Source organism: Deinococcus aerophilus, from assembly GCF_014647075.1.
Taxonomy (GTDB): Bacteria; Deinococcota; Deinococci; order Deinococcales; family Deinococcaceae; genus Deinococcus; species Deinococcus aerophilus.
In genome coordinates this window covers 41406-67873 of record NZ_BMOM01000018.1, presented here as the reverse complement: position 1 = coordinate 67873, position 26468 = coordinate 41406, and the positions used below count along the sequence as shown (strand labels likewise).

General features: G+C 69.5%; 26 protein-coding genes. 14 read left to right on the top strand and 12 right to left on the bottom strand.

Features of this window, described 5'->3' with window-relative positions:
- On the bottom strand, positions 1 to 523 hold a 523-nt coding region (locus IEY21_RS11535), incomplete at its 3' end, for an ATP-dependent metallopeptidase FtsH/Yme1/Tma family protein (RefSeq protein ID WP_373290511.1).
- A gap of 325 nt (positions 524 to 848) precedes the next feature.
- Between IEY21_RS11535 and IEY21_RS11530 the strand changes: the two genes are divergently transcribed.
- A complete protein-coding gene (locus IEY21_RS11530; protein WP_188904497.1) occupies positions 849 to 2516 on the top strand; it encodes a copper amine oxidase N-terminal domain-containing protein in 1668 nt (555 codons plus the stop codon).
- A gap of 82 nt (positions 2517 to 2598) precedes the next feature.
- Here the strand turns inward: IEY21_RS11530 and IEY21_RS11525 are convergent, their stop codons facing one another.
- A complete protein-coding gene (locus IEY21_RS11525) occupies positions 2599 to 3015 on the bottom strand; it encodes a pyridoxamine 5'-phosphate oxidase family protein (RefSeq protein WP_188904492.1) in 417 nt (138 codons plus the stop codon).
- Between the two features lie 105 nt (positions 3016 to 3120).
- Positions 3121 to 4446: a ribosome biogenesis GTPase Der gene (der, locus tag IEY21_RS11520; RefSeq protein WP_188904491.1), complete on the bottom strand. Its 1326-nt coding sequence runs from the start codon at positions 4444 to 4446 to the stop codon at positions 3121 to 3123.
- Between the two features lie 514 nt (positions 4447 to 4960).
- On the opposite strand from der, the gene IEY21_RS11515 reads away from it, so the two are divergent.
- Positions 4961 to 5875, top strand: coding sequence for a sulfurtransferase (locus IEY21_RS11515; protein ID WP_188904490.1), 915 nt, complete (start codon positions 4961 to 4963; stop codon positions 5873 to 5875).
- A gap of 3 nt (positions 5876 to 5878) precedes the next feature.
- Here the strand turns inward: IEY21_RS11515 and IEY21_RS11510 are convergent, their stop codons facing one another.
- The 3 genes from IEY21_RS11510 to crcB are packed head-to-tail and all read right to left on the bottom strand — an operon-like array spanning position 5879 to position 8071.
- Complete coding sequence (locus IEY21_RS11510) at positions 5879 to 6454, bottom strand: DUF1572 family protein (RefSeq protein ID WP_188904489.1); 576 nt, start codon at positions 6452 to 6454, stop codon at positions 5879 to 5881.
- A complete protein-coding gene (xseA, locus tag IEY21_RS11505; RefSeq protein WP_188904488.1) occupies positions 6451 to 7665 on the bottom strand; it encodes an exodeoxyribonuclease VII large subunit in 1215 nt (404 codons plus the stop codon). The genes IEY21_RS11510 and xseA overlap by 4 nt, the downstream gene beginning before the upstream one ends.
- A 25-nt stretch (positions 7666 to 7690) precedes the next feature.
- On the bottom strand, positions 7691 to 8071 hold the full coding sequence (gene crcB, locus IEY21_RS11500) for a fluoride efflux transporter CrcB (protein WP_188904487.1): 381 nt from the start codon (positions 8069 to 8071) through the stop codon (positions 7691 to 7693).
- Between the two features lie 71 nt (positions 8072 to 8142).
- Here crcB and IEY21_RS11495 point away from each other — a divergent pair, with 71 nt between their 5' ends.
- Positions 8143 to 9060: a magnesium transporter CorA family protein gene (locus IEY21_RS11495; RefSeq protein WP_188904486.1), complete on the top strand. Its 918-nt coding sequence runs from the start codon at positions 8143 to 8145 to the stop codon at positions 9058 to 9060.
- Positions 9061 to 9067: 7 nt separating this feature from the next.
- On the opposite strand, the gene IEY21_RS11490 is transcribed toward IEY21_RS11495, so the two are convergent.
- Positions 9068 to 10315 carry a metallophosphoesterase gene (locus tag IEY21_RS11490; protein WP_229753054.1) on the bottom strand — a complete coding sequence of 416 codons (1248 nt, stop codon included), beginning with the start codon at positions 10313 to 10315 and terminating at the stop codon, positions 9068 to 9070.
- Positions 10316 to 10390: 75 nt separating this feature from the next.
- On the opposite strand from IEY21_RS11490, the gene IEY21_RS11485 reads away from it, so the two are divergent.
- Positions 10391 to 11281, top strand: a complete 891-nt coding sequence (locus IEY21_RS11485) for a metalloenzyme domain protein (protein ID WP_188904484.1) — start codon at positions 10391 to 10393, stop codon at positions 11279 to 11281.
- A gap of 166 nt (positions 11282 to 11447) precedes the next feature.
- Here the strand turns inward: IEY21_RS11485 and IEY21_RS11480 are convergent, their stop codons facing one another.
- The 3 genes from IEY21_RS11480 to IEY21_RS11470 all read right to left on the bottom strand — a co-directional run bounded on the left by IEY21_RS11480 (position 11448) and on the right by IEY21_RS11470 (position 13122).
- Positions 11448 to 12086 carry a phosphoribosylanthranilate isomerase gene (locus IEY21_RS11480; RefSeq protein WP_188904483.1) on the bottom strand — a complete coding sequence of 213 codons (639 nt, stop codon included), beginning with the start codon at positions 12084 to 12086 and terminating at the stop codon, positions 11448 to 11450.
- Positions 12079 to 12324 carry a hypothetical protein gene (locus IEY21_RS11475; protein WP_188904482.1) on the bottom strand — a complete coding sequence of 82 codons (246 nt, stop codon included), beginning with the start codon at positions 12322 to 12324 and terminating at the stop codon, positions 12079 to 12081. The genes IEY21_RS11480 and IEY21_RS11475 overlap by 8 nt, the downstream gene beginning before the upstream one ends.
- A 102-nt stretch (positions 12325 to 12426) precedes the next feature.
- Positions 12427 to 13122, bottom strand: a complete 696-nt coding sequence (locus tag IEY21_RS11470) for a metal-dependent transcriptional regulator (RefSeq protein WP_188904481.1) — start codon at positions 13120 to 13122, stop codon at positions 12427 to 12429.
- Between the two features lie 366 nt (positions 13123 to 13488).
- On the opposite strand from IEY21_RS11470, the gene IEY21_RS11465 reads away from it, so the two are divergent.
- Positions 13489 to 13701 (top strand): hypothetical protein, encoded by a 213-nt coding sequence (locus tag IEY21_RS11465; RefSeq protein WP_188904480.1) that lies wholly within the window; start codon positions 13489 to 13491, stop codon positions 13699 to 13701.
- A gap of 424 nt (positions 13702 to 14125) precedes the next feature.
- Here the strand turns inward: IEY21_RS11465 and IEY21_RS11460 are convergent, their stop codons facing one another.
- The gene (locus tag IEY21_RS11460; RefSeq protein WP_188904479.1) at positions 14126 to 14986 is read right to left on the bottom strand and encodes a hypothetical protein; all 861 of its coding nucleotides are present in this window, start codon (positions 14984 to 14986) and stop codon (positions 14126 to 14128) included.
- A 1497-nt stretch (positions 14987 to 16483) separates the two neighbouring features.
- On the opposite strand from IEY21_RS11460, the gene IEY21_RS11455 reads away from it, so the two are divergent.
- From IEY21_RS11455 to IEY21_RS11430, 6 genes are all read left to right on the top strand, one after another.
- Positions 16484 to 17065 (top strand): RNA polymerase sigma factor, encoded by a 582-nt coding sequence (locus IEY21_RS11455; protein WP_373290510.1) that lies wholly within the window; start codon positions 16484 to 16486, stop codon positions 17063 to 17065.
- Between the two features lie 42 nt (positions 17066 to 17107).
- Positions 17108 to 17380, top strand: coding sequence for a hypothetical protein (locus IEY21_RS11450; protein ID WP_188904478.1), 273 nt, complete (start codon positions 17108 to 17110; stop codon positions 17378 to 17380).
- The gene (locus IEY21_RS11445) at positions 17377 to 18171 is read left to right on the top strand and encodes a LolA-like protein (RefSeq protein ID WP_229753052.1); all 795 of its coding nucleotides are present in this window, start codon (positions 17377 to 17379) and stop codon (positions 18169 to 18171) included. The genes IEY21_RS11450 and IEY21_RS11445 overlap by 4 nt, the downstream gene beginning before the upstream one ends.
- Before the next feature lie 85 nt (positions 18172 to 18256).
- Positions 18257 to 19549, top strand: coding sequence for a DUF1800 domain-containing protein (locus IEY21_RS11440; RefSeq protein WP_188904477.1), 1293 nt, complete (start codon positions 18257 to 18259; stop codon positions 19547 to 19549).
- 90 nt (positions 19550 to 19639) lie between these two features.
- Entirely contained in the window at positions 19640 to 20812 is a 1173-nt protein-coding gene (locus IEY21_RS11435) for a DUF1501 domain-containing protein (RefSeq protein WP_188904476.1), read from the top strand.
- Positions 20800 to 21279 (top strand): hypothetical protein, encoded by a 480-nt coding sequence (locus IEY21_RS11430; RefSeq protein ID WP_229753051.1) that lies wholly within the window; start codon positions 20800 to 20802, stop codon positions 21277 to 21279. Before IEY21_RS11435 ends, IEY21_RS11430 begins: the two co-directional genes overlap by 13 nt.
- 28 nt (positions 21280 to 21307) lie before the next feature.
- Here IEY21_RS11430 and IEY21_RS11425 read toward each other — a convergent pair whose 3' ends face one another.
- Entirely contained in the window at positions 21308 to 21691 is a 384-nt protein-coding gene (locus IEY21_RS11425) for a hypothetical protein (protein ID WP_188904475.1), read from the bottom strand.
- 314 nt (positions 21692 to 22005) lie between these two features.
- Between IEY21_RS11425 and IEY21_RS11420 the strand changes: the two genes are divergently transcribed.
- The 3 genes from IEY21_RS11420 to IEY21_RS11410 all read left to right on the top strand — a co-directional run bounded on the left by IEY21_RS11420 (position 22006) and on the right by IEY21_RS11410 (position 26428).
- Positions 22006 to 22416: a GntR family transcriptional regulator gene (locus IEY21_RS11420; RefSeq protein ID WP_188904474.1), complete on the top strand. Its 411-nt coding sequence runs from the start codon at positions 22006 to 22008 to the stop codon at positions 22414 to 22416.
- 86 nt (positions 22417 to 22502) lie between these two features.
- Positions 22503 to 24485 carry a transketolase gene (tkt, locus tag IEY21_RS11415; RefSeq protein WP_188904473.1) on the top strand — a complete coding sequence of 661 codons (1983 nt, stop codon included), beginning with the start codon at positions 22503 to 22505 and terminating at the stop codon, positions 24483 to 24485.
- A gap of 272 nt (positions 24486 to 24757) precedes the next feature.
- Complete coding sequence (locus IEY21_RS11410) at positions 24758 to 26428, top strand: tyrosine-protein kinase family protein (protein ID WP_188904472.1); 1671 nt, start codon at positions 24758 to 24760, stop codon at positions 26426 to 26428.
- Positions 26429 to 26468: the final 40 nt, after the last annotated feature.

The window sequence follows — 26468 nt, the reverse complement described above, 5'->3', positions numbered from 1 at the left end:
AGTCAACGACTTCCTGCAGGTCGGCCTTGGCCTCGTCGCAGCCGGCAACGTCGCTGAAGTTCAGCTTGATCTGCCCCTCGGCAATCACCGCCGCCTTCGACTTCCCAAACGTGCTCGCCGCGTCGGTGCCGGACCCCTGGCGGCTGCGCAGCAGCAAGATCACCAGGCCCACGATCAGCGCCAGGGTCAGCAGCACGCTCAGCACGCCGAACACGCTCAGACGCGCGGGCGGCACGTAGGAAACGGTCACGCCCGCGCCCTGCAGCGCGGACAGTTCGATCAGCGGATCGTTGGCCAGCGTGCGGCTGCGGTACTCCTCCCCGCTGCTGAGCTGCCCGGTCAGCAGGGCGGTGCCGTTCTGGTAGGTGATGTTGGCGCTGCGCACCTCTCCCTGCTGGACGGCGGCCGTGAAATCCGTCAGGGTCAGGTCGGTGCCGACGCCCCGGGGCAGGGTAAAGCTGATCACGATCAGCACCACCACAACGCCGCCCAGAAGCCCCCAACCCCAGGGCACCTTCTTCACGTGAATTTCTTCCTGGGAGACATGCTCCAGTGTATGTCTGCGGCGCAGCGAAAGTCTGGAATCAAAACGGACATTGCCGCAGCCCGGAACGCGGCCTTAATGGTTTGCCCCCGCTTTGGGGTTTGCGGGACAAAGCGGGCAGATTCCGGTCAGTTTGACCCGGCATACTCGCGCGGTGCGTGTGCCCGTCTTGTTTCCTTCTTCCCTGCGTTCGCCCGGTCGGTGGCGCCGGCCGCTGCTTACCACCCTCCTGCTGCTGACGCCGCCTGCCCTGGGCGGCACGCTGCCGCTGGCCGGTCTGCCCGGCGCGGCGCAGGCGGCCCCCGTGGCCGCGGCAGGTTCGGTGCAGCTCACCTTCACGGTGGACGCGGCGACGCTGGGCGTGAACGGCGAGGCCACCCGGTGGCAGAATCCCCCACGCCTGATCGGCGGACGCACCATGCTGCCGCTGCGCGAAGCGGCGGCGTGGCTGGGTCAGCCGCTGGTGGAGGGAGGCGATCAGCTGCAGCTGGGCCGGCTGGTGGTGGGCGTGCGCAGCAGTACTGCGGCCCTGGCCGGCGCGGCGCAGCCTGCGGGCACGGTCGTCACCGTGGACGGCGTGGTGTATGTCAGCGCCCGCACCCTTACCGAGGCGCTCAACGCCAACCTCAGCGCCGATGACGACACCGGGCGGATTCTGACCCTGACCGCCCTGCGCGACGGCGGCAATCCACTGGCCCCGCAGGCCCGTTTTTCCACCGACAAGATCGTCTACGCTCCCGGCGAACGCATCGTGTACACCGAGTACGCCTACGATCCGGACGGCGCCGACCTCACGGCCCGCAAGTGGGTGGGCCGCCAGGACGCCTTTTTCCAGCCGGGCACCTACACGATCGGGCTGACGGTGACCAACAGCCGCGGGCTGCAGAGCAAACCGTTTACCCGGACGGTCACGGTTCAGGGAGCGCCCCTCGACAGTCCGCTGACCTACGCGCTGAAATACGCTGCCCCGGGCGACCGTTTTCCGGACGCCCAGGTGCTGAACTATCCGCTGGCGCAGGCGGTGCCCGTGCCCGGGCCCTCGTACCCGCTGATCTTCAGTGACAGCCCCGAGGTGCCCACCCAGAGCGGCGTGCTGTACCAGGACACGGTCTCGGGCCGGGCGCGGCTGCTCGCCTACCACCTCAACGGCCTGGACCGGCCGGCGCGGCTGTACGTGCTCGCCCGCAATCTGGAGGACCGTCCGGTGGAGGTCCGCACCGAGCGGCTGGGCGAAACGGCCCCCACCCGCATCGAGGGGCTGCTGGGACAGGTCACGCTGCTCGATTACTTTGCGAGCACCGGCGGGCCTGTCCTGACGCTGGGGGCCGGGCAGTCGGCGGCGGTCTACGCCAGCCCCACCCTGAGCGTGGGCAGCGGCGCGAACATGATGCAGGACCTCAGCGCCAGCGGCCGGGTGGAACTGACCTTCCTGATGCTCGAAGACACCCTGCCCCCCACCGCGCAGGTGGCCCAGCAACTGCCGTACCTGCCCACCGATGGGCGGCACGTGCGCGGCACCTTTCCCGGCGCGGTCCGCCACCTGCGCGTGAGCCTGGGAGCGCTGCCCGCCCGACTGGTGATCGGCGACGGACTGGTGGACCCGGCCCTGACCGGCACCGACGCGCTGACCCGGCAGCCGGTGCGCCTGAGCGGCAACTACGGCGTGCTGTACGACCTGCAGGTCGAGGGCGCGGCGGGCACGGCGGTGGCCCTCAGTCCCCGCGGCGGGCTGTACCGCGGCGCCATGAACGTGGAGGATGGGCCCATCACCCAGACCATCAAGCTGCCGCGCAGCGGCAACGCCATCAAGCCCGAGGAACCCGTGCTGCTGTGGCGGGCCGGTTCCCCACGCCTGAACATCGACTTTATTCCGGCCAGCGGCAGCAACCTGCCCATCAGCCTGATCTTTTACCGCGCCGGGAACCCGGGCCTCGGCAACCCGGGCGACGGCCTGAAGGTCTACCAGCCGTAAGGCTCCGCCTGAGAAGCACACAGGGCGGCCGCTCGGATGCGGGCCGCCCTGTGTGTTGTGTGTTCTGGGCCACCCAGCTGCCCTATAGCTTGATCTCGCCCTCGTCCTCGCCGTCCCAGTAATGCACGCGGGTGGCGCTCACCTGAATCATCACGATGCCTGGGGTATCAAGGCCGTCCTTGAACCAGCGGTCGAGGTCGGAGGACCAGTGGTCCTTCATCTGCGCCTTGTCGCGGATGAGCTGGGCCTGTCCTTCCACCGCCACCGAGAATGCGTTCTGACCCATAAAGGCCAGCGCCACCTTGCTGTCGCGCTCGATCTCCCCCACCGTGTGGGTGTCCTCATAGGTGAAGTAGTAGGAAGTGCCGTCGTACTCGACCTCGCCGTTGTTGCTCATGGGGCGCCCGGCGATGTTGCCGTTCTCGGCATGGGTCGAGAGCATGGCGATATCGATCTTGCGCATCTGCTCGGACAGGTCAGACAGGGTTTTTTGAGACATACCGGCAGTCTGAAAGCCGCCACGGCGTTCCAGACCCGACTTGGGTGAACGCCGGTTTAGGTTGCGGCACTGCGCTGTAGGGGCCACACGGGCTGTACAGCAAAACTACGCTTCGGCTTCCTCGCCTTTCTTGCCCCGCTTGTACGGGCCCTTCTCCTTCCACTTGAGGCGCACCGGAATGCCGGCGAGCTGCAGGTCCTCGCGGATGCGGTTTTGCAAAAAGCCCTCGTAGGCCCGGGTCACGAAATCGGCGCGGTTGCAGAAGATGGCGAAGGTCGGCGGAGCAGTCTCCACCTGGGTCATGAAGTACATCCGCAGCTTCTTGCCGTGGAAGTTCGGCACCGACTGGCGCATCTGCCAGACCTCCAGCCAGCGGTTGAGTTCGCTGGTGGGGATGCGGCTTTGCCACTTGTCGTGCAGCTTCATGGCCTCGGCAAGCATCTCGTGAATGCCGTAGTCGTTGATGGCGCTGGTGTACACGCGCGGCGCGTAGGAGATGTGGTGCAGCTTCTGGTTCAGGTCCTTTTCGGTGCGCTTGAGCTCATCGTCGGGCACCAGATCCCACTTGTTCACCACCACGATCACCGGTTTGCCGCTGTCGTAGGCGAGGTTGGCCAGCTTGAGCTCGTGGTCGCCGATCTCGGTGGCATTGACCACCAGCCAGATCAGGTCGCTGCGTCCGATGGCCGCCTGACTGCGCTGGATGGCGTAATCCTCGATGGCGGTGTCGGGCTTCTTGCGAATGCCCGCCGTGTCCACCAGCACGAAGCGCTGGCCGCCGTAGTCCCACTCCACGTCCAGACTGTCGCGGGTGGTGCCCGGCTGGTCGGCCACGATGGCACGGTCCGACTGCACGATGGCGTTCAGCAGGCTGGACTTGCCCACGTTGGGCCGCCCGATCAGCGAGATGCGGATGGGCGCGATTTCCGGCACGTCCTCGTCGTCCTCGGGCAGATGGGTCATCACCCGGTCCATCAGGTCGTCGAGGCCACGGGCGTGTTCGGCGCTGATCGGCACCGGGTCGCCAAAGCCCAGGCCCCACAGCTCGGCCAGATACACCTCGTGCTTCTGGCTGTCGATCTTGTTGGCAACCACGATGACCGGCGTGCCCAGCTTGCGCAGCCAGTCGGCCACCTCATAGTCGGCGGCCGAGAGGCCCTCGCGCGGGTCAAGCACGAAGATCACGGCCTGCGCGCCCTCCATGGCCCACTCGGCCTTCTCACGAATGGCGGCTTCCCACTCGTCGCCGCTCCACAGCCCGCCTGTGTCCACCAGCGTGATGCGGTGGTTGTGGTAGAGCATGGTGCCTTCCTTGGCGTCCCGGGTCACGCCGGGGAAATCGGCCACGACGGCGTCGCGCCGCCCGATCAGGCGATTGAACAGACTGGATTTGCCGACGTTGGGTCGGCCCACAATGGCAACTTTATGCATTTCAGACGCTCCTCTTCGGTGTCGGTCCCGCCCGGCGTCAGGGCAGTTCCGCCGACGCTTCCGTTCCGTCAGTCCGCCCACACGGCGGGGCAACGGAAGCCACAGAACCGGGAGTATAGCGCCTGCGGGCCCGCCGCGCCCACCCTGCATAGCCCAGCCGCCTGCATATCTTGACGAACGCCGTATACGACGCTATCTTCTTTATCAACACCGTCCGCAGAGGGCGGCTTTTTTGTTCTGGTCTTCAGGTTGTTGGTTCCCAGGGCAGCCTTCCCGCTGGCGCTCTGGCCAGCTTTGAATACGGCCCGCTTTGAATACTCCATACAGTTCCCGAGGGAGGGCCACGGGAAAACAGGCGTCCAGCACGGCGGAATCCGTGAGCTCCGCATGGATTTGACAGCGCCTGCATTCCACGCTATATTTTTCTTATCACCGTCCGCAGAGGGCGGGTTTTTTGTTTTAACTCAAGATTCCGGCGGTTTTCCACCGCACAGGCGCGGTGTAGCCTGTCCGCATGACGCCGCCCTCCTCTCCCCTGAAGTCCGCCGGATGGTTGCTCGGGCACCTGCACGACGACCGCCTGCGGGTGCTGGATTGCCGCTACGCCCTGTCGGACCCGCTGGTCGGGCGCATCGCCTACCTGTCCGGCCACATTCCGGGGGCCAGCTACGCCGATCTGGAAACCGACCTGAGCGGCCCGGTGCAGCCCGGCGGCATGGGCGGGCGTCACCCCCTGCCCGACCCGACGGACCTGGCCGGGTGGCTGGGCAGCATCGGCATCGGCAACGACAGCGTGGTGGTGGCCTACGACGACCCCGGCAGCGGCCAGGGGTTCTACGCGGCGCGGGCGTGGTGGCTGCTGCGCTGGCTGGGCCACCGCGAGGTATACGTACTGGACGGCGGCTGGCCCGCGTTTCTGGCGGTGGGAGGCACGGCGGACACGGCAGAGCCCACCTGCGCCCCCACCACCTTTGTTCCGGACGTGCAGCCCGGCATGCTCGCCACCGCCGGGGACGTGCAGCAGCGCCCCGCCGGCACGCTGCTGATCGACTCGCGCGCGCCTGCGCGCTACCGGGGAGAGAGCGAGCCGCTGGACCGCAAGGCCGGGCACATCCCCGGAGCCGTCAACCGCGACTGGAGCGGCGCGCTGGACGGGCGTGGTTTGTACCGGGCGGCAGAGGCCCAGGCCGCGCGGCTGGACGCTGGGGAGGCCCCCACCATCACGTACTGCGGCAGCGGGGTCAGCGCGGCCCCCAACCTGCTCGCGCGTGAGCTGGCGGGCACCCCGCTGGGGCCGGACAACCGCCTGTACGCCGGGTCGTGGAGCGACTGGATCAGCGACGACCGCCGCCCGGTCGCCACCGGGCCGGAGGAGCCAACGCTGCCGGGAGGCCATCCGGACCCCGAACCAGAAGACTGGAAAACCTGAGCCTCAGCCGCGCCGCGCCTGCATGGCGGCGTTAAAACCCGCCGAGCCGCCCCGCGCAATGCTGAGGGTCTGCCATTGCCCGCCGCGCAGGGTCTTGACGAGCAGTACCAGCTGGTAGACATGCCCGCTGTAGTGCATCACCTGCCGCTGCGCCGCCTGCAAGACGGTGTGCGTTTCGCCGCGAATGGTCAGGGGCGCCGCCAGGTCCTCCGGAGTCAGGGCGTCCAGCGCGCCCAGATAGACCGCCCAGCCGTCGTGCCACCGCCGCCACAGTTCGGCCGGGGTGTGCTGCGTATCGGTGAATTCGGCGTCACGGTCACGGGTCTCGGGTTCGCCCTCCGTCCCCGGGCGGTAGCCGCTCCGCAACGCACCCCACCGGGCATGCATGTTGCCGTGCAGGTGCTGAATCAATACGGCGGCCGAGTTTCCATCGTCGGACAGAACCGTGTGCCAGTCGTCGTCGCGCAGCTGCGTCAGCGCTCCTTCGCCCAGGGACTTCAGTCCGCACATCCGCTCGCGCACGTCCGCCAGGTACAGCGGACCCAGCACCTCTGATGCCGTCCGGTCTGAGGGATTCATTCCCTGGAGTCTGCCACTTCTGTGCGCACCGAACCATCGGTGAATTCCAGGATCAGGGCCTGACCCGCCCGCACCCCCGCGGCGCGCGTCACCGGCTGGCCGTCCTCGCCGCGCACCAGCGCGTATCCGCGGGCCAGGGTCCGGGCCGGGGTGAGGCCCAGCGCCTGACGCATCAGGGCGTCCACGTCTGCGCCTGCCGCCTGGGTATGGCGCCCCGCGGCGGCGCGTGCCCGGTCGATGGCCCACGCGGCGGCGGCGTCGGCGTCCACCAGCACGCGGGCAGCGTGGGCGCGGACGCTGCGGGCATCCTCCTGCGCCTGCGCGGCGGCCCCCGCCACCGTACGGACAATCAGGGCCGCCGCCTTGCTGGGCGTGTCGGTGCGCACGCAGGCCACCTCGTCGGGCAGGGTGTCGTCGCGGGCGTGGCCCAGCCCGGTGATCACCGGAGCGGGAAAGGTCGCCAGGGCGCGGGCAAAGTCCAGATCATTTAGCCACGCCAGATCGGTCACGGCCCCGCCGCCCCGGATCACCACCAGCGCGTCCAGCGGACGTTCCCGGTGCAGTTCACGCGCCGCCCCCACCGCCCGGCCCAGGCTGGCCGAGGCCTCCCGGCCCTGGAAGGTGGCCTCCAGATACACGAACTCCGTGAGGCCGGCGGCGTCCAGGGCGTCCGTCTCCCGCCGGAAGTCGCCCAGGCCCGCCGCGCCCGTGGGCGAGATCACGGCGACCCGCGTGAAGTCGGCGGGCACGGACAGCAGGCGGTTGAGTCCGTACACGCCCTCCTCTACCAGCGCGCGGCGCAGGGTGTCCAGGCGCAGCGCCGCGTCCCCCACCGTGAACTCGGGAAACACGTCGAGCACATTCAGGGAAAAGCCGTACTGCGGGTGAAACTCCGGCTGACAGAACAGCAGCACCTTGAGGCCCGCCGTGAGCGTGCCGCCGGTGGCCTGCCGGAACTTGCCCTCCAGGGCAAAGCGCTCGCGGGCCCACAGGGTCGCGCGGCACTTGGCGACCTCGCCGCCCTCACCCAGCTCCACCAGATCCAGGTACAGGTGGCGGCGGTCGGTCACCGAGGCGATCTCGGCGCGCACCCACACCGCTCCCGGCATCCCGCGCGCGATCACCTGTGCCAGGTACGCCAGCACCTCCGAGAGTTCCAGAAACTGCTCGGGCGGGCGTGTCGGCTCGGCCTTTTTTCGCCGGCGGGTCACGGAGTGCCCCGGCGCCCTGCCGGACTCACAGCCGCGTTCCCAGCAGCCGCCCCGCCACCGCTGCCGTCAGGCCCAGACCCACGCTGGCGGCGGCGTAGGTCAGTGCCGGGGCCACCTGCCCGCGCAGCAGCAGAACGTCCAGTTCGCTGGAAAAGGTCGAGAAGGTGGTAAAGGCCCCCAGCACCCCGGTGCCGAAGGCCAGCCGCGCGGCCTCGGGCACCATGCCGCGCCCGGCCAGGGCCAGGGTCAGGCCCAGCAGGAACGACCCGAGCACGTTGATGAGCAGCACGGCCACCGGAAAACCGCTGCGGACCACCAGCGGCGCGAGCAGCAGCACCACACCCTGGCGGCAGGCCGCGCCCACCGCGCCGCCCAGCATCACCCACAGCCACAGCGCTCCCGTCATGCGCCCCAGGATAGGCGATGCGGGCCGCGCCGCACGGCCCCCGTGTCCGCCCACGCTCTACGATTCCCGGCATGATCCGCGCCAAGCACCTTGCCACCGGACAGAGCGTGAGCTGGACCGGACAGACCACGGGCGTCTGGGTAGACGCGCAGGAAGCCGCCCCCGAGGAGCTGGCGCGCCTGCAGGCCGCCTTTCCCCTCCACCGCTTTGCGCTGGAGGACGCGCTGGAACCCGGGCACTGGAGCCGCGCCGAGCAGTACCCCGAACACGCCTTCATCACGGTGCGGTCGTTCGCGCGCCCGGCCGAGGCCGATGACTTTACCGAGCGGGTCAGCGTTTTTATCTTTCCAGATGCGGCGCTGACCCTGAGTTCGGCGGGCACGCAGGCGCTGACGGCGGTCTGGGAACTCGTCGGGCGCGAGGCGTGCAACACCCCCGCCGAAATCGCCTATGAATTGCTCGACCACACCGCTGAGACCTTCTTCACGCTGGCCGACACCCTGGAGGGACGCACCGAGGCGCTGGAGGAGCGAGTGTTCCGCGACCGCCGCGCCCAGCCGGTGCCCGAGATCTTCGCGGTCAAGCACCTGATCTCGCGGGCCCGCCGGCTGGCCGGGGACGCCCGCGAGGCCGCCGCGCTGCTGGGCCGCCACGCCACCGGCTCGCCCGCCGATCTGGTGCGCTACCGCGACGTGCAGGACAGTTTCACGCGTGCGGGCAGCCGTCTGGACGGCCTGCGCGACTTTCTGACCGGCGTGCTGGACCTGCACCTGAGCCTGCAAGGCCAGCGCATGAACGAGGTGATGCGCACCCTGACGGCCGTGAGCGTGATCTTTTTGCCCCTGACCTTTCTGGCGGGGGTATGGGGCATGAATTTTCAGCACATGCCCGAGCTGCGCTGGCCGCAGGGCTACGCCCTGGCCTGGAGCAGTTTCGTGCTGATCGGCGTGGGGCTGGCGTACTCGTTCCGCCGGCGCGGGTGGTGGTGAGCCGACCTCACGCGGGCGGGGACAGCACCGGCGGCGGAGCCGGAACCGCCGGCCCCAGCAGCGGCAGCGGGCGCGGCGGCGACACGTAGACCCGGCGTGCGGGCACGCTGACCAACTCCAGCTCGGGGTAGCGCAGCGCCGTCAGGTGGCCGCCGAACGCGCAGCCGGTGTCGATGTCCACCGTGCGGTTGACCCAGCGCGGCGCGGCCACCGGAGTGTGACCGTAGACCACGATGGCCTGTCCCCGGTACCCGGCTCCCCAGTCACGGCGAACCGGCAGGCCCAGCTCGTCCCGGGTGCCGTCCACATCGCCGTACAGCGCGAAGCGGCGGACCCGCCCCGAGGTGCGCCCGTGGTAGCGCTCGGGCAGGCCGGCGTGCGCCGCGACCACCCGTCCGCCGTCCAGCACCAGATGGTCCGGCAGCCCCCCCAGAAACGTGCGGACCCGCGCCTGAAAAGCGTCTCCCGCCGCGTCCAGCTGCGCCAGCGTTTCCCCCAGTCCGTGCAGCGGCTTGACCCCCCGGCCCTCCAGCGCCCGCAGCAGTTTTTCATCGTGGTTGCCCGGAACGCACAGCGCCGTGCCCGAGGCCGTCATCTCCATCACCCGCCGCAAAACGCCCGCCGAGTCCGGTCCGCGGTCGGTCAGGTCACCCAGAAAGACGGCGGTGCGGCCCGGCGCAGGCCTTCCCTGTTCTCCCTGCGCCGGGTAGCCCAAACGGTTCAGCAGCTCCAGCAGTTCGGGCAGGCAGCCGTGCACGTCCCCGATGAAGTCAAAGGGCCCGCTCAGGTCGCGGCGGTCGGGAGGCAGCGGCACGCGCACAAGCTGCGCGGCCTCCACCTGGGCCTGCGAACGCAGGACCCACACCTGCTCAAAGCCCTCCTTCTGCAGGCCGCCCAGGGTCCGGCGCAGCTCACCAAAACTGTCCAGCAGCGGCGCCGGATTGCGGCCCAGCCGCGCCGCCCGCTCCTGCAACACCTGCCGGGGCAGGTCCAGAACCACCGCGACGGCGGGCAGGTCATGCGTGCGGGCGGCCTCCAGCAGGGGCCGGCGCTGGGCGGGCCGGGTCAGCGCGGCGTCCACCACGGCCCGCTCGCCCCGCGACAGCCGGTGGTCCAGTCCTTGAAGGAAGTCCCCCGACAGCACTTCGGACGGCCGGAAGTGACGTGCCGCGAAGGTGCTGCCCCCCGCGAGCGGCGCGCCGATCACTGCCACCACGGCGGGATCAGGCACGGCAAGGATCAGGGTGTCGGTCATGGGTGGGCCTGATGTTGGCACAGCGGCGGGCCTGGGCGGGCAGTCCATCCCCCCACCTGCTCTATGCTGCCGCCCATGAACGGGGTGTTGTGGCTGGCCCTGGACGGCGTGGGCCATCCTGTGGACGCGCCGCCCGGCAGCGTGTGGGAGCAGGAACTGCCCACCCTGCGCCCACTGCTGGAGGCAGGACGGGCCCTGGACGCCACGCTGGGTGTGCCGGGGCTGCCGCAGTCGGGCACCGGGCAAAGCTGCTGGCTGACCGGCACCGACGCCGTGCGGCTGATGGGCAAGGGGGGCGGCGAGCATTTTGGCCCGCATCCGGGGCCGACCCTGCAGCGCCTGCTGCGCCGGGCCAGCCTGCCGGTGCGGCTCACGCGGGCCGGGGCACGGGCGGCGCTTGCCAACCACTACGTGCCGCAGTACTTCCAGGCCCAGGAGCGGCGCCCGCGCATGGGCTGCTTTCCCTTTTCGTTCGTGGCGGCGGGGCAGGCCCTCAATCCGCCGGGGGTGCCGCCGCTGGGGGCCACCCTGGGGCTGGAGTACCGCGCTCCCTTTGCCCCCTTCCAGACGCAGGAGGAGGTGACCCGCCTGGGGCAGGCCCTCGCCCGCGCCACGGACGACCACGACCTGATCGTGGCCGACCTGTGGTTTGGCGACCTGCTGGGCCACCGGGGCCGGGCAGACGGACCCTTACCCGACACGCGGGCCGCGGCCCTGGCCTATCTGGCCCGCGTGGACGCCCTGCTGCGCGGCGCGCTGGAGGCCGGGGCGCGAGTGGTGGTGGGCAGCGACCACGGCAACCTGGAAGACCTGGGCACCAAGGGCCACACCGTGGCACGCGTGCCCTTTGCCGGCACGGGGGTGGACCTGGGCACGGCGGTCAACGTGGTGCAGGCCGGACAGGTCATCGCGGGCTGGTTTGGGCTGAAGGCTGTGGATGACGCAGAAATTGGCCCGCGCCTCTGAGAGACCTGCCGGTTATCCACAGAGTTGTCCACAGGGGCTGTGGACAAGCTGTGGATAACTGTTCCGACCTGTCCGGCAGCCGGTGGGGGCAGCGGCGTCCAGGACAGTCTTTTTGACGAGTACGCAGAAAAGAGCGGCTGGGCCGAGTTATCCACAGGGCTCAGTTTCACTGTGGATAACTCGGGTTCATGCTGATCCGGACCGCGGCGATGAAGGCCTCGACCGCCGACGGATCCTTCACGCCAGGACGGGCTTCCAGCCGGCTCACCGCGTCCACTCCGGCGGGCTGCAGGGCGCGGATGGCCTGCGCCACGTTCCACGGTCCCAGCCCCCCCGCCAGCCACGCCCCGGAGGGAAAGTGCGGGGCCAGCGCCGCCCAGTCCAGCGGCACCCCGCCGCCCGGCTCGGGGGCATCGAGCATGAGCGTAACGCCAGAAACACCCTCCCACACGTTCTTTTCCGTCGTCAGGTCGGCGGGGCGCAGAACGCGCAGAACGGGATAATACCCGGCGATCCGGCGCACGTAAACCCCCGGCAGCGAACCGTGCAGCTGCACCGCGCTGACCCGGGCCGCCTCGGCCGTACGCAGAACCTCGTCCAGGCCCTGGTCCAGAAAGACGCCCACCCGCGCCACCGACGGCCCCACATTCAGGCCCGCCTCGCGCGCCACCGCCGCACTGACCCGGCGTTTGCTGACCGGCGCGAAGATGAAGCCCAGCGCGTCCGCTCCGGCCTGCGCCGCGTGAACGGCGTCGGCCACCGTGGTGGTGCCGCAGACCTTGATCCTGATGGCGGGATCAGGCACCGCGGGCCTCCAGCGCCGAGAGGCGGGCTTCCAGCTCGCGGTTTTTCTGCAGCAGGGCAAGCAGCAGCAGGGCGTAGTGGTCGTAGAGCTTGGGCCGTTCCATGCGCATCTCGCCCGCCATCCAGCCGTTCAGCAGGCGCTCGGCCTCGCGCAGGACCTCATCGGTGGGCACCTCGCGGTAGCTGCGCTCACCGATGATTTCACGGGCAAAGTTAAGTTCGCGTTCGGAATCAGGCATGGAGCCATTTTGAGGGCTGGCCCAGCGGCGGAGGCCCGGTGCGGGAAGTGCCCCGTCTGTAGTGCCCCGGCTGTGCAGGGCGCCCCTGAACCCGCCGCCCCTTCAGGGCGCGTCTGCGTGCACCTGGACCTGTCCGGCCACCGCCAGTGCCAGCGTCAGGTCGCGGCCCGGCAGCGCCAGCGTCAGGGTACCCAGCGCCGCGTCCACCGTCCGCACGGTCACGCAGGCCCCCGGAGTCAGGCCCGCCGCCATCAGGGCCCGCAGACTGGCTGGATCGTGGTCGGGCACGCGGGCCACCGCCGCCGTCTCACCGGGCGCAAGCTGGGTCAGGCGGCGCTCGGCGCGCTCGGGCAGCTCGCCGGCCAGGGTGGGAATCGGGTCGCCGTGCGGATCGTGGGTGGGATCGCCCAGCCACGCGGCGATACGCGCCTCCAGCCGCTCGCTCAGGGCGTGTTCCAGCCGCTCGGCCTCCTCGTGGACCTCGTCGAGCGGCACGCCCAGGGCGCGGTGCAAGAACAGCTCCAGCAGGCGGTGGTGGCGCAGGACTTCCAGGGCCACGCGCTCGCCCTCGGCAGTCAGGCCCGCGCCCTGGTACGGCGCGTGCGCCACCAGTCCCTGCTCGGTGAGCTTGCGCAGCATGCCGGTTACGCTGGCGGGGGCCACTTCCAGCGCGCCGGCCAGCGCCTGGGTGCTGACTTTGCCCGCCCCGTCCCGGGCGGCCGGCTCTGAGGCGTGGCCCAGCAGGTACAGGTGCTTGAGGTAGTCCTCGGCAGAGCGGGACAGCGGACGGGCGGTCATGTCCTCCAGTTTAACGCCGTTTAGGGCCTGGGGTTGATGGGACAAACGAGCATGCTGAGCGCATAAAAAGGGAGACGATTTGTTATGCCGCACTGCGTTCAGGACGCCATTTTCCGCAAAGTGTCAGGTGCTAAGGAGGCGTCCAGTTCCCAGGAATATGCCGGAGCCGTCAATCAGGCCCTGATGGCCATGTGGGGGCAGTACACCGCCCCCTACCGCGTGGTGCGGTTTGAGGAGTACGGCTCTTACGTCCTGGAGTTCGGAGGTGAAGAGGGGCGCGCCGCCATCATGCGGAGGCACCTCCGGAGGCGGCCACGGTACTGGACGCCGCAAAACCACGTCACCTAGGACGCTGACGATGAGCCGATGGTCACGGGAACCAGCCTGGAATTCCTCGGCACCGAGACCGACGCGGCCTTGCGGGCCTGTCCTTACCCCTGGGCGAGTCTGGTGGGTCTGGCCCTGGCGCCCGACCTGGTGCCCCTGGTGCAAGTCATCCTGGCAGAGCAGGGAAGAACCCTCGATAACTGGCTGCAGTACTTCGAAAGCGACGACGCCCAGAAATGGTCCTGCCGATAGGCCTGGTGGGGGTGTGACGCCTTCACGGATGAGCCCGTGGACGCTTACTGGCTGACCGCTTGCCCAGAAGTGGTGCGCCGAACGCTGGGCGGCCTTTCTCAGAGGCAGGTGGCGGGGCTCATGGTGAATCCGGCAGAACCTGTCGGCATCCTGGTGGACCGGAAGGGGCAGATCCTGATGACGGAGTCTTTACTACTCCCCGATCAGCCACCTGTGGAACACCGCTCCCTTTGCCGAGATATCGGAGTTCCAGGTGCAGATCCTGGCAGGGCTTTGGTCTGTCGCACCATCTCGCCCGCTGGGTTAGGTGTCTCGGAAAGTCCCTCGCCGACAGCTACGAAGAAGGCGCGAGGCCAGGTTGAAAGGAGAGGAGGCTCTGCACAGGGCCTCCCCAGGACCGATGATCGGCCGCTCCGAGTCGGCGCTATTCCTGGCCGCGGTCCTCGATGACGCGATCAATAAATGCACCAACGTCGGGTGCGGTCAGGTAAAGGGCGAGCAAGTCGATGTGCAGGTATGCCAGGGTACGCTCCTGCGCCGGGAGGGTGCGCCGCAGGGCCTTGTTGGCCATCAATGTGGTGCGGTAGCTCAGTTGCACCAGTTCATCACGAAGGGTCGGCGCGCCCCGCGCAGGAATCTGGCAGCGCGCCAACAGCTCAGCCACCTTGCGGGCGTCCACGGGAAGGACTGGGGATGGCATGCGAGCGTAGCGCACGTCCTGGACCTGCCGTACCCGCTGCCGGAACTCCGGCAGGCAGAGATAAGCCAGCGTGAGGGAAACGTGCAGGGCGTTCCGGGACGCCCCACGCGGTGCCCGCGCTGTCCAGGCATCGTCGAGGGCCAATTCAAAGGAGCGGGTGACCCGGTAGCTCACCTGCACTTTGGCCTGCGTCAGTTCCTGGCGGCTAAACCATGGCACGCCCAGCCGCTGCGCGTGGTGCCGCATCTTCTGGATGCGGTCGTCGTCGGCCGTGGCATGGGCCGACTCGCCCTGGGTCTCCGAAACAAAGGCAAGGGGCGAGGGGAGGCGGTCCCCCTGCCGAAGGTGCTGGGCCTCCAAGCGGTCGAATTCGCTGCCCTGACCGCGCAGCAGCCGAGTATGGGCCTTCAGATGATCGGAGAGATTGGGTTCGGCTGGCTGGGTCTGGCGGTGCAGGGTCCAGAGCCCGGCTTTGAGGGTGAGGCTCTGCAATTCCTGCCGGGTCAGCGGCCCCAGGTCAGGCAGCAGACGGGAGAGGTACAGGCGGGCGGCGTGCAAGTTGAGCTGGTCTTCTGGCTGCGTCATGGTGTCTCCTGCTCCGCTTCTGGTCTGGCGGGGCAGCACACACTGGATCAGGCTCGCTCACACAGTCAAGGCCCAGCAGCACAGCATTTTCAAACAATTTCTCCGGTCAATCCAACACTCTGGAGGGAGAGGTCAGATGACTTGCGAAACAGCCGTCGCACACCCCCTACACCTCAATTTTCCTGCACTTCGGGAAAAGACAGCTGGCACCTTGAGCGTCACCAAGGATGCTGGCGGCAGGGGTGGCCAACGCCTGCGGATCACCGGCGTGACGCAAACTGAGCTGGAACGCTGCGCGGAAGCTGATCCGTACGGAGCCGGCCAGTCTCTGGGTAGTGGCGTCAGCACCTGGAACACGGCCCAAAGGCTGCGGCCAAGCTGAACCCCACCGCTCGCAGGGAACGCCCACACTCGCAATGTGGGCGTGTTTGCGCTGTGTGCCCCGCTGTGGCCCCTCCGGCCCAGCGTGCGGCCCCAGACCCCACCCGGCCCCACCCAGGGGCACTGTGCCCCGCTGAGGCGTTTTTTGGATCACGGTGCGGCCCCAGCACACCCAAGACTGCTCGCGTGCGCCACACACTTACTTCTTCTCTGATAAGTAAGCTCTGTTTATAGGGATTACCCCTGTGGGAAAACCACCCCCCCACCCGGTTTGCCGCACAGGAAAATCGCCCCCCCCGGTTTCCCCACAGGCAAACCGGGTGGCCGGGCGGAACGCAGGGGTATTTCCCTACTTCTTCCCGCGCCACTTCTTCCCGCGCCGCTGCGCGCGTGAATGCCCCCACCACCCTATCCCTTGCCCCCGCGTGACGCGGGGGTTTTTCTTTTCCCCCAGGAGGCCCGAGTGGCGCCGAACACCAGACCATGGGGCAAAGCCCTCGGTCAGCCGACGAGCAGGCTGGTCGGCACGCGGGCCAAGCCCCCTCAGGGCCGCGACATGACGCGCACCGTGTCCCACAGCGTGCCCACCGGACTGGTCGCCCGCACCCGCCTGCGCCTACTACCTTCGAGTCAATGATGACCTCGGCCAAGTGTTCAGCCGTACTCACCAGAGTTTCGAGCTGGGTCAGGAGCCGCACACTCCGTGTGTATGCCTGGGTGTATGACGGAAGACCGGGACGGTCTTCCCACAGCAAACTCCACCAGATCGAAGCGTGCGGCACCTTGAAGACGAAACGGCTGAGCAACAACGCGATCAACTCAGCGTCCGTGACTTTCTGATGCCTGCAGGTCTTCCGGGTGCTGAGGTCGCCGGGTCCAGCGGTAGAAGGAGCGGATGGCTGCACGGCGGCCTCAGTGGGGACGATATCTGGCCATATCGTCTCCCTGTTTATGCGCTCAGCATGCTCGTTTATCCCATCAACCCCAGGCCCTAAACGGCGTAGTTTATTCAGTTCTTCATGAGCGTTCCGTGCTTCCGGGCGGCCGCCCCCGCGCCCCCGGCGCGGCCACAGACGCCCGGAACTTTCCGGACGCTCGGCCCCTCTAAGGTATGAGGTGACTTTGCGTGAAGCCCTGGCCCCACCCACAGCGGAAGATCCCGGCCCGCCGGACGCCGTCCTCGTGCGCCTCGCCGCGCGCGACGAGCGGGCCTTCGAGGTGCTGGTGAGGCGTCACGCGGGCACCGTCCACCGCCTGGCCGCGACCATGGTCGGTCCGGGCGCGGCGGACGACGTGGTACAGGAGGTGTTTATCTCCGTCCACCGGGGGCTGAAGGACTTCCGGGGCGAGGCCACCTTCAGCACCTGGCTGCACCGCGTCACCCTGAACGCCTGTTACGGAGCGCTGCGCGGCAAGGGCCACCCCACGGTCTCCATGCACGACGCCCCCGAACCGCTGGCCCCCCACGACCCGGCCCGGACCGGCGAGCAGGCCGAGTTGCGCGACCAGCTGGCCCAGGCGCTGCAGGCCCTGCCCCGCGAGCAGCGCGAGGCCGTCTCGCTGCGCGAACTCGCCGGGCTGGACTACGCCGAGATCTCGCGCATCACCGGCGCGGAGCTGGGCACGGTCAAAAGCCGCATCAACCGGGGCCGCGCCGCCCTGCGAGCGTGGCTGACGCGCGCCGGAATCGAGCCGTGAACCCCCTCTCCCCGCCCATGCCCATCCACCAAGGACTTCTCCATGAATGACCACGACCTCGATACCCTGCTCGCCCGCGCCCGCGCCGAGACTCCCGCCGACGCCGGGGCCGCCGAACGTTTCCTGGGGGGCGCGGCCCTGCGCGACGAACGGGCCCGGGCGGCCCGGGCCCGACACCTGCGCGCCGGCTGGGTCCCGGCGCTGCTCGCCTCAGCGGCGGTGGTGGCGGGGGTCAGCGTGCTGCGTCCCCCTCCTGCGCTGCCGGCCAGCGCGGCCTACGAGGCGTATCAAAGTGCCTGGGGAGACGGCTGGTGAGGACGGGTGGACTGCGGGGGGCGCTGCTCGCGGCGCTGGTCCTGAGCGGCGCAGCGGACGCACAGGACGTGGACGATCTCAGCGCGGCCCTGCTGCGCGCGCGGACGCTGGAGGCGCGCGGCACCGCCGAGGTCACGGTGCTGTTTCCGCCCCGCGACGTGCCGACCCGCACGGCGAGGGCGCTGCCGCGCGTGCCGTTTCGCCCGGGCCTGCTGGCCCGCAACTTCACCGTGAAACGTGTGGGGCCGGAGACGGTCGCGGGCCGCTCCACCACCCGCTTTGACCTCACGCCCCGGGCAGGCGAGGCGGCCCGCTGGTCGCTGTGGATCGACACGCAGTGGAACATTCCGCTGGCCTACCAGGAGAACTTCCCCGACGGCACACCTGCCCGCCGCGCCGCGTTCACGGCGGTCACTGCCCAGCCCACAGCGGTCCGGGACCCGGTGCCGGCCCTGCCGGCCGGTCTGCGCGCAGCGGTCCTCGCCGCCCTGCCGGGGCTGCGGCTGCCTCCCGGCGTGGTGCCCAGCGAGGTCCGCAGCCGCCCCAACGGCCGGACCGAGATCACCCTGACCGACGGCGTGAACATGTTCGCCCTGGTCACCGCGCCGCGGGGCGTGCGGGCCGCGCCGGGCGTCGCGTCGCGGCAGGTGGCGGGCGGCTTCGTGTGGCTGGTCGGCAACCTGCCGGACCGTGCACTCCGGGCGGCGCTGGCCCAGGTGCAGCGGGTGGACTCCCCGGGGCTCGCTGCCCTGCGCGGAACTTTTTTGGAGCCCGGCGCATCTGACCCGTAGGGTGCCGCTTTCCCCACTCCACCTGACTCTACCCGCCCGCCCCCCCTCTGCCCCGGCCGCCCGTCACCCTCAAGGAGCATCCAGCGTGAGCCTACCCCCCCATCCCCGCCCCCTGACTTCCGAGGACGCCGCGCATTTTCTGCGGCGCACGGCCTTCGGCGCGACCGACGCACAGATCCGCGCCCTGGTCGGCAAGAACCCCCGTGACGTGGCGAGAGAAGCCCTGCGGTTCGACAGCCGCACTGCCCCCGGCAACCCCTTTGATCCCTCCACCGGCGCGACCCCGGGCGCGATGCTGCAGCTCACGCGTGCCGCATGGCTCTACGAACTGATGTACAGTCCCCAGCCGCTGCGCGAGCGCCTGGCCCTGACCTGGAGCAACCACTTTGTGGTCGGCACCGACAAGGTCAAGAACCATCCGGCCCTGGCCGGGTACCTGGGCCTGCTGCGCCGGCACGCAGCCACGCCCAGCTTCGAGCGCTTCACGCTGGAGGTCGCGCAGTCGCCGGCCATGCTGCGCTACCTCGATAACGATCTGAACCGCAGGGGGCGGCCCAACGAGAACTTCGCCCGCGAGCTGCTGGAACTGTTCACCGTGGGCATCGGCACGCCCGGCCGGCCCAACTACACCGAACAGGATGTCCGTGAGGGCGCGCGCGCCCTGACCGGCTGGAGCTTCGAGGGCGGGCGCGGCAACCCCAGGAACACCTACCTGCAGACCCCGCGCGCCAGCTTCAATCCCCGCCAGCACGACGACGGACAGAAAACGTACCTGGGACAGACCGGGCGACTGGGTTTCGAGGACGTGGTTCACCTGGCCGCCACCCACCCGCAGACCGCCGTGTTCGTGTCGCGCAAGCTGCACCGCACCTTCCTGGCCGACACCCCCGACGAGGCCGCCGTGCAGGGCAGCGCCGAGACCTTCCGGCGCACGGGCGGCAACGTGGGCGCGGTGCTGGAAGAACTGCTCTCCAGCGCGGCCTTCTATGCCCCGCACAGCCGCGCCCGCATCATCCGGGGTCCGGTGGAATACATCGTCAGCGCGGTCCGCACCCTGGGGGGACCCAAGCTGGAGGCCAAGCAACTGCTGAACCTGGCCCAGACCGCGGGCCGCATGGGTCAGCTGCTGCTGCAGCCAGACACGGTCAAGGGCTGGGACGGCGGGCGCGAGTGGATCAACGACTCGGCCCTGCTGACCCGCCTGCAGGTGGCCGCCGCACTGTCGCTGGGCGGGACTGCTCCCACACTGGACGCCGTACCCAGCGACCTGGCCCTCTTCGGCAGCGAGACCGGTCCGGCCCAGGCCGCCCTGAAGGGCCTGAACCCCAAACAGCGCGTGTACCTGGCCCTGATCAGCCCCGAGTTCCAGCTGGCCTGAGGCGGCCCTGAGGCGACGGCGGTTCCACCCAGCTTCCTTTCCGCGGACGGCCCCCAGCGCCCCGCGTCCCTATCTTCCCCGAGGTGTCCGATGCCCGACAGACGTGACTTTCTGAAACTCTCCGCCCTGGCGGTGGCCGCCACCACCGGCATGCCCGGCTTTCTGGCGCGCGCGGCGGCCCAGGCGGGCGGCTCCAAGACGCTGGTGGTCATTCAGCTCACCGGCGGCAACGACGGCCTGAACACCTTGGTGCCCTACAGCAACGGCGCGTACTACGCCGCGCGCCCCAACATCGCCATTCCCCGCAAGGACGTGCTTACCCTGACCCCGGATCTGGGAATGCACCCGGCCCTCAAGCCCCTGATGGGCCTGTGGGACGCCGGGCAGCTCGCGTGGATGGAGAACGTGGGTTATCCCAACCCCAACCGCTCGCACTTCGCCAGCATGGCGATCTGGCACACCGCCGATCCCACCCAGGCCGGAGCCGAGGGCTGGATCGGGCGGGTGGCCGAGAAGATCGGTGATCCCTTCTGCGCCTCCAATCTCGGGGGCACCACGCCGCTGGCGTTGCGGGCCGAGACCTTCAGCCTGCCGAGCATCGAGCGGGTGGATACCTTTCAGGTCAAGCTGCCGCAGGGCCTCGACGGTGCCCTGAACCGTCTGCTCGACGCCCCGCGCGAGGGCGAGGCCGACTACCTGCTGCGTGCCACCCGTCAGATGATGAAGAACACCGCGCGGGTGCAGGAGAACGTCAAGAAGTACCGCGCGGGGGCCAGCTACCCCGAGGGCCGCTTTGCCGAGCAGCTGCAGGACGCTGCCCGCCTGATCGCTGCCGGGGTGGGCCAGCGCGTGCTGTACGTGTCGCTGGGCGGCTTCGACACCCACGCCGGGCAGCGGGCCGAGCAGGACGAGCTGCTGGGCACGCTGGCGGCGGGCCTGAGCGCCTTCCACGCCGATCTGGAAAAACAGGGCTTGGCCGACGACGTGATCGTGATGGGCTTTTCCGAATTTGGCCGCCGGGTAGCCGAGAACGCGAGCGCGGGCACCGACCACGGCAAGGGCAGCGTGATGTTCGCGCTGGGCAAGGGGGTCAGGGGCGGGGTTCACGGCAGCAGCCCGGACCTCGAGGACCTCTCGGAGGGCGACATCAAGTACCGCCAGGACTTCCGGGGCGTGTACGCCGAGGCCCTGGCCCGGTGGCTGAAGCTCGACGACCGCGCCATTCTGGGCGGCACGTTCCAGGGACCGGGATGGGTCGCCTGAACGTCCGCTGGATGGGGGGCGGGCTGGCGACGCTGGTCCTGCTGGGAGCGCCGGTGGCCCTCGCCCTGCCCAAGTACCGTCTGCAGGCCATTCCGCAGCTGCGTTACGACGCAGACAATCCGCTGTGGACCCTGGACCGCCGGGTGATGGCCTGCACGTATTGCCATGTCCACGAGGGGGGCGGCGCGCCGTGGAATCCCTTTGGCGAGGCCATCCGCGCGGGCTTCCGGGCCGACGCGGAGGCGGGAGGAAAGGGCAAATTCCCGGACGTGCTGTACGCCACCCTGCAGGCCGGACAGGACGCCGACGGGGACGGCTACCCGGACGCGCTGGAGGTGTTTGCCCGGACGTTGCCCGGTGATCCCGCCAGCAGACCGGACCAGCCGCTCGCCGAGGTGCAGGCGGCCTTTGCGGTGGCCGGCGGGGTGGAGCAGTACGCGCCCGCAAAGGGCACCCCGAAGAAATAGGGAGAGGGGGCTCCGGGGGGTGGGAGCCTCAGCCGGATAGCGGCTGCTCCCAGGTCACCCACATGCGCCCGACGCGGTAGCCCAGCCGGGCGTTGACCCGCAGCATCGGCAGGTTGGGAACCATGCCCCCGGTCCCTGCGTGCGTGAAGCCCCCGGCCCGCGCCCAGGCCAGCGCGTCGGCCCCGAGCCACGTGGCGATGACCTCCTTGACCTCCTTGCCTTCCAGCTCAACGAGGCGGCGGCGCAGCGGGTCGGCGCTCTCGCGGAACTGTTCCGGCAGAGAGGTCCAGTGGCCGCGCACGCTGTCCGTGACGAGGCGCGCGGCGGCGGGAGCGTCGGCGTTCTGGAAGGCACGGAAGGTCCATGTGGCCGGGGCAGCGGGACCACAAGGCGAATCTGGACCGTAGGACAAATGGCCGAACCGGTGCATATGCACTGCGCGGGACAGCTTCCCGGTCATCAACACCGCAGCTCCGGGTATTCAGGATTTCTTATACTCGGTCCACATACACAGATTGGCTTGACGCCATTACGTTTCCGGCGTATTCTGCTGTCACCGGAACAGGAACGCCGATGGTGTGTTCGCAGTCGGGATCCGGAAGGGACTTTGCCACGACCCCTGGCCCAGCCCCCAGACACCGCCCCCTCGCGCCTCCGCAGACCCCCGCGGAGGTTTCTTTCTGCCCGCCCCTTGACAGGTGGTGGCCCGGAGCCGATGGTGCTCGCATGCCCAACCCCGCCGCACAGCACGCCCCGCTGCTGGACACGCTGGTCTCCCGGTTGCAGGAGACCGACGGCACGCCTCCCTACCTGCAGCTGCGGCAGGTCCTGACTGCCGCCGTTGCGGACGGAGCGCTGCGGCCCGGTGACGCCCTGCCCCCCGTGCGTGCCGTGGCCGCCGCCCTGGGCTTGGCCCCCAATACGGTCGCCAAGACCTACGCCCTGCTGCGCGAGGACGGCCTGACCGAGAACCGCGCCGGCGCGGGCACCCGCGTGCGCGCCGACCTTGTCACTGGACCGGAGGCCCAGTTGCAGGACCTGCGCGCCCTGCTGCGGCAGCTGCGGACGTCGGGCGTGCCCGCAGAGCAGCTGCACGCCGTGCTGAATGAGGTCCTTCTGGAACCCCCCGCCGGCTGACCCACCCCCCAGACCGGAACACACATGAGCGCAACGTCTATAAGTGTACTTGGTACACCATCCTCCCACAGGGTAGGATGACTCCCATGTCCACACCCCCCCCAGGCGGTCTCGAGCAGCTCAGCATCAACACCATCCGCACGCTGTCCATCGATGGCGTGCAGGCGGCGAACAGCGGCCACCCCGGCGCGCCGCTGGGCATGGCCCCGATGGGCTACGTGGTCTGGCAGGACTTCCTGCGCCACAACCCCAAGAATCCGCACTGGCCGGGCCGCGACCGCTTCGTGCTGTCGGCGGGGCACGCGAGCATGCTGATCTACAGCCTGCTGCACCTGACCGGTTACGACATGCCGCTGCAGGAACTCAAGAATTTCCGGCAGTGGAACAGCAAGACGCCCGGCCACCCCGAGTTCTTCCACACGCCGGGGCTGGACGCCACCACCGGGCCGCTGGGTCAGGGCGCGGCCATGACGGTGGGCATGGCGATGGCCGAGCGCCACCTGGCCGCCCGGTACAACCGCGAGGGCTTCGAGATCTTCGACAACTACACCTACTCGGTGCTGGGCGACGGGGACCTGCAAGAAGGCATCAACCACGAATCTGCCGCGCTGGCCGGGCACCTGGGGCTGGGCCGGCTGATCTGGCTGCACGACGACAACCGCATTCAGCTGGACACCCCCACCGAGAAGGCCGAGTCCGAGGACACCGCCGCGCGCTACCGCGCCTACGGCTGGGAGGTGCTGAAGGTCGAGGACGGCACCAACCTGGAGGAGATCCGCGCCGCGATCATCAACGCGCGCAACAACACCGCGCAGCCCACGCTGATTCAGGTGCGGACCATCATCGGCTTTGGCAGCCCGCGCGCGGGCACGAGCAAGGCGCACGGTGAACCGCTGGGAGCCGAGGGCGTGGCCGCCACCAAGGCCGCCCTGGGCTGGGAGTACCCGGCCTTCACCGTGCCGGACGAGGTGGCCCGCCACATGGACGCCACCGAGCGCGGCGCCCGGCAGGAACAGGAGTGGCAGGACCTGATGAAGCGTTACCGTGAGGCCCATCCCGAGCTGGGCCGCGAGGTCGACGCCCTGCTCGCCCGTGAGTTGCCCGCCGACCTTGCCTCCAGCCTGCCCACCTACGAGGTCGGCGGCAAGGCGGTGGCGACCCGCAACGCCAGCGGGGAGGTCATCAACGCGCTCGCAGCCGTGGTGCCGGGCCTGATGGGCGGCAGCGCGGACCTCTCGGGCAGCACCAAGACGACCATCAAGGACACCGAGGTCCTGAATGCCGACCACTACGGCGGGCGCAACGTGTACTTCGGCGTGCGCGAGTTCGGTATGGCCGCCGCCGCCAACGGCCTGTCGCTGTACGGCGGCGTGCGCCCGCTGGTCGGCACCTTCCTGGTGTTCGCCGACTACCTCAAGCCCGCCTTCCGCCTCTCGGCCATCCAGATGCAGCCGGTGACGTACGTGCTCACCCACGACTCCATCGGCCTGGGCGAGGACGGCCCGACCCACCAGCCCATCGACCAGCTCGCCATGCTGCGCGCCGTGCCGGGGGCCCACGTGATCCGCCCCGCCGACGCCAACGAAACGGCGACCGCGTGGCAGATGGCCCTGGAATACGAGAAGGGCCCCACCGCGCTGGCCCTGAGCCGCCAGGACCTGCCCATCCTGCCGGCCAACCCGGAAGGTGTGCGCCGGGGCGCGTACGTGATGCAGGACGCAGAAGACGCCCAGGTGATCCTGATCGCCAGCGGCTCGGAGGTCAGCCTGGCGCTGGACGCGGCGGCGGCCCTGAAAGGCAGCGGCGTGGCCGCCCGGGTGGTCTCGATGCCGTGCATGGAGGTCTTCCGGCAGCAGGACGTGGGCTACCGTGACAGCGTGCTCACGCCCGGCGTGAAGCGGGTGGCCATCGAAGCCGCTTCCAGGGGGCCGTGGTACGAGTGGGTCGGCCTGGACGGCGCGGTGATCGGCATGGACACCTTCGGCGCGAGCGCTCCGGCGAATGTCCTGTTCGAGAAGTTCGGCTTCAGCGTGGAGAACGTGGCGAAGGTCGTGAAGAGCGTTCTCTAATCCCCGTTTCCGGCGGCGGCGCCCCCTGTCCTGCGGGATGGGACGGGCGCCGCCCCCATTCACAGGGCGCGGCCGGGAGCACACCTGCCATCCCTGCCCCCGAATCGGTGGGCCAGGCCCGATCCGTCAGGACCATTCCATCTCCAAAGTCATTTCCGTACCCGGTTCCTCAATCTTTTCAGGTGGCCCGGCCTGTGAACTTTCCGTCGCCTCTTAAGACACGACCGCTTTCGTGTGGCAATTCCCCGCACATACGCCTAAACTGCGCGTGAATGCAGAGCCCGCCCGCACAGCCCGCCAACGCGGATCAAATCGACCTCCGGCAGGTGTTTGGCACCCTCAGACGCTACGCCCCCCTGCTGATTCTGACGCCCGTGGTGGTGGCCGGCCTGACGTACTGGCTTGCCGGACGGGAAGCTCCGGTCTATGAGTCGAGCGCTAGCATCATCGCCGTCGACAACAACGCCCAGAACTCCTTGATCAACAACACGCTGGTGACCGCCCCGCCGCTGCCGCAGGGCGCGGTGGAACAGGTGCTGCACAGCCGCAATCTGGTGACCGACATCGGCCAGCGCCTGGAGCAGAGCGGGCTCGACCCCACCCTGGTCGCCCAGATCCGCAGCGACCTGAACCGCGAGCTGACGGCCAACACCTTCAGCCGCCTGAAGGTGCGGGCCCGGCTGGACACCCAGCAGCGCGGCGTGTACGAGATCCGCGCGCAGGGCGAGAACCCGCAGGCCGCCCAGCAGCTGGCCGAGGCGGGCGTGGCTGCGCTGCTCGCGTGGGACAACGCGCGGGCCAAGCAGAGCGTGACCCGCTCGCGCCAGAGCCTGCAGGCGCAGCTCCAGAACCTGACCGAGCGCATCGCGTCCATCGGGGACCCGCTGGAGCGCCAGAGCCTGATCTCCGCGCGCGGACAGGTGCTGCAGAACCTGTCGCAGATGGCGGTGCTGGAAACGGCGGCCACCGGTACCCTGATTCCGGTGGCCGAGCCGGTGGCCCCGCGCGCCCCGGTCTCGCCGCGTCCGCTGCGCAACGCGGCGCTGGCCGGGCTGCTGAGCCTGTTTCTGGTCACCGGCGGCGTGCTGCTGAGTGACAGCCTGCGCCGCCGGGTCAACGGCCCCGAGGATCTGCTGCCCCTGGGTCTGCCGGTCCTTGCCCAGCTGCCCCTGGTGCGCCGCAAGCAGCTGGCCGGCGGCTTCCTGCCCGCCAGCCACAGCGGTCCGCTGTACGAGGGCCTGGGCTTTTTGCGCATCAACGTGCAGTCCACGCTGGGCGAGGGCAGCCACCGCCGGCTGGTGATCTCGAGCTCATACCCCGGCGAGGGCAAGAGTTCGGTGACCGCCGCGCTGGCCGAGAGCCTGGGGGCCAGCGGCCAGAAGGTGCTTGTCATCGACGCCGACCTGCGCCGCCCCACCCAGCTCAAGGTCTGGGGTCCCGATCGCCTGGCGACCCACCCGCTGCCCGGCACCGACCCCACGCTGCCGCCCGCCGCCACCCTCACTGAGATGTTCCTGCGCCCCGGCGCGGCGCATGCCACGGGCGTGGGGCCCAACGTGGACCTGCTGCCCGCCGGTACTCCGCAGCGCGGGGACGGCGGCAGCGGCATCCTCAACCAGCCCGCCTTCCGCACCTCGCTGGAGGGCTGGGCACAGGGCTACGACTTTGTGCTTATCGACACGCCGCCCATGCTCGGGCTGCCCGATACCCTGGCGGTGGCCCCCCACACCGACGGCGTGATCCTGGTGGTCGAAAACGGCAAGACCCGCCTGGCCGATGTGGAGCGCAGCCTGCAGAACGCCCGCGTGGCCGGCGTGCGGGTGCTGGGCATCGTGCTGAACAAGGTCACGCGCAGCAACGATGCGTACTACTACTACAACACGGCCTACGCCGCTGCGGCCCGGCCAGAAGCGCTGGCCAGCCCCCACCCGGACCGCAGCTGAACCCAGCTCGCCCGCTGAAGTGGGCGCCCGCGGTCCATAT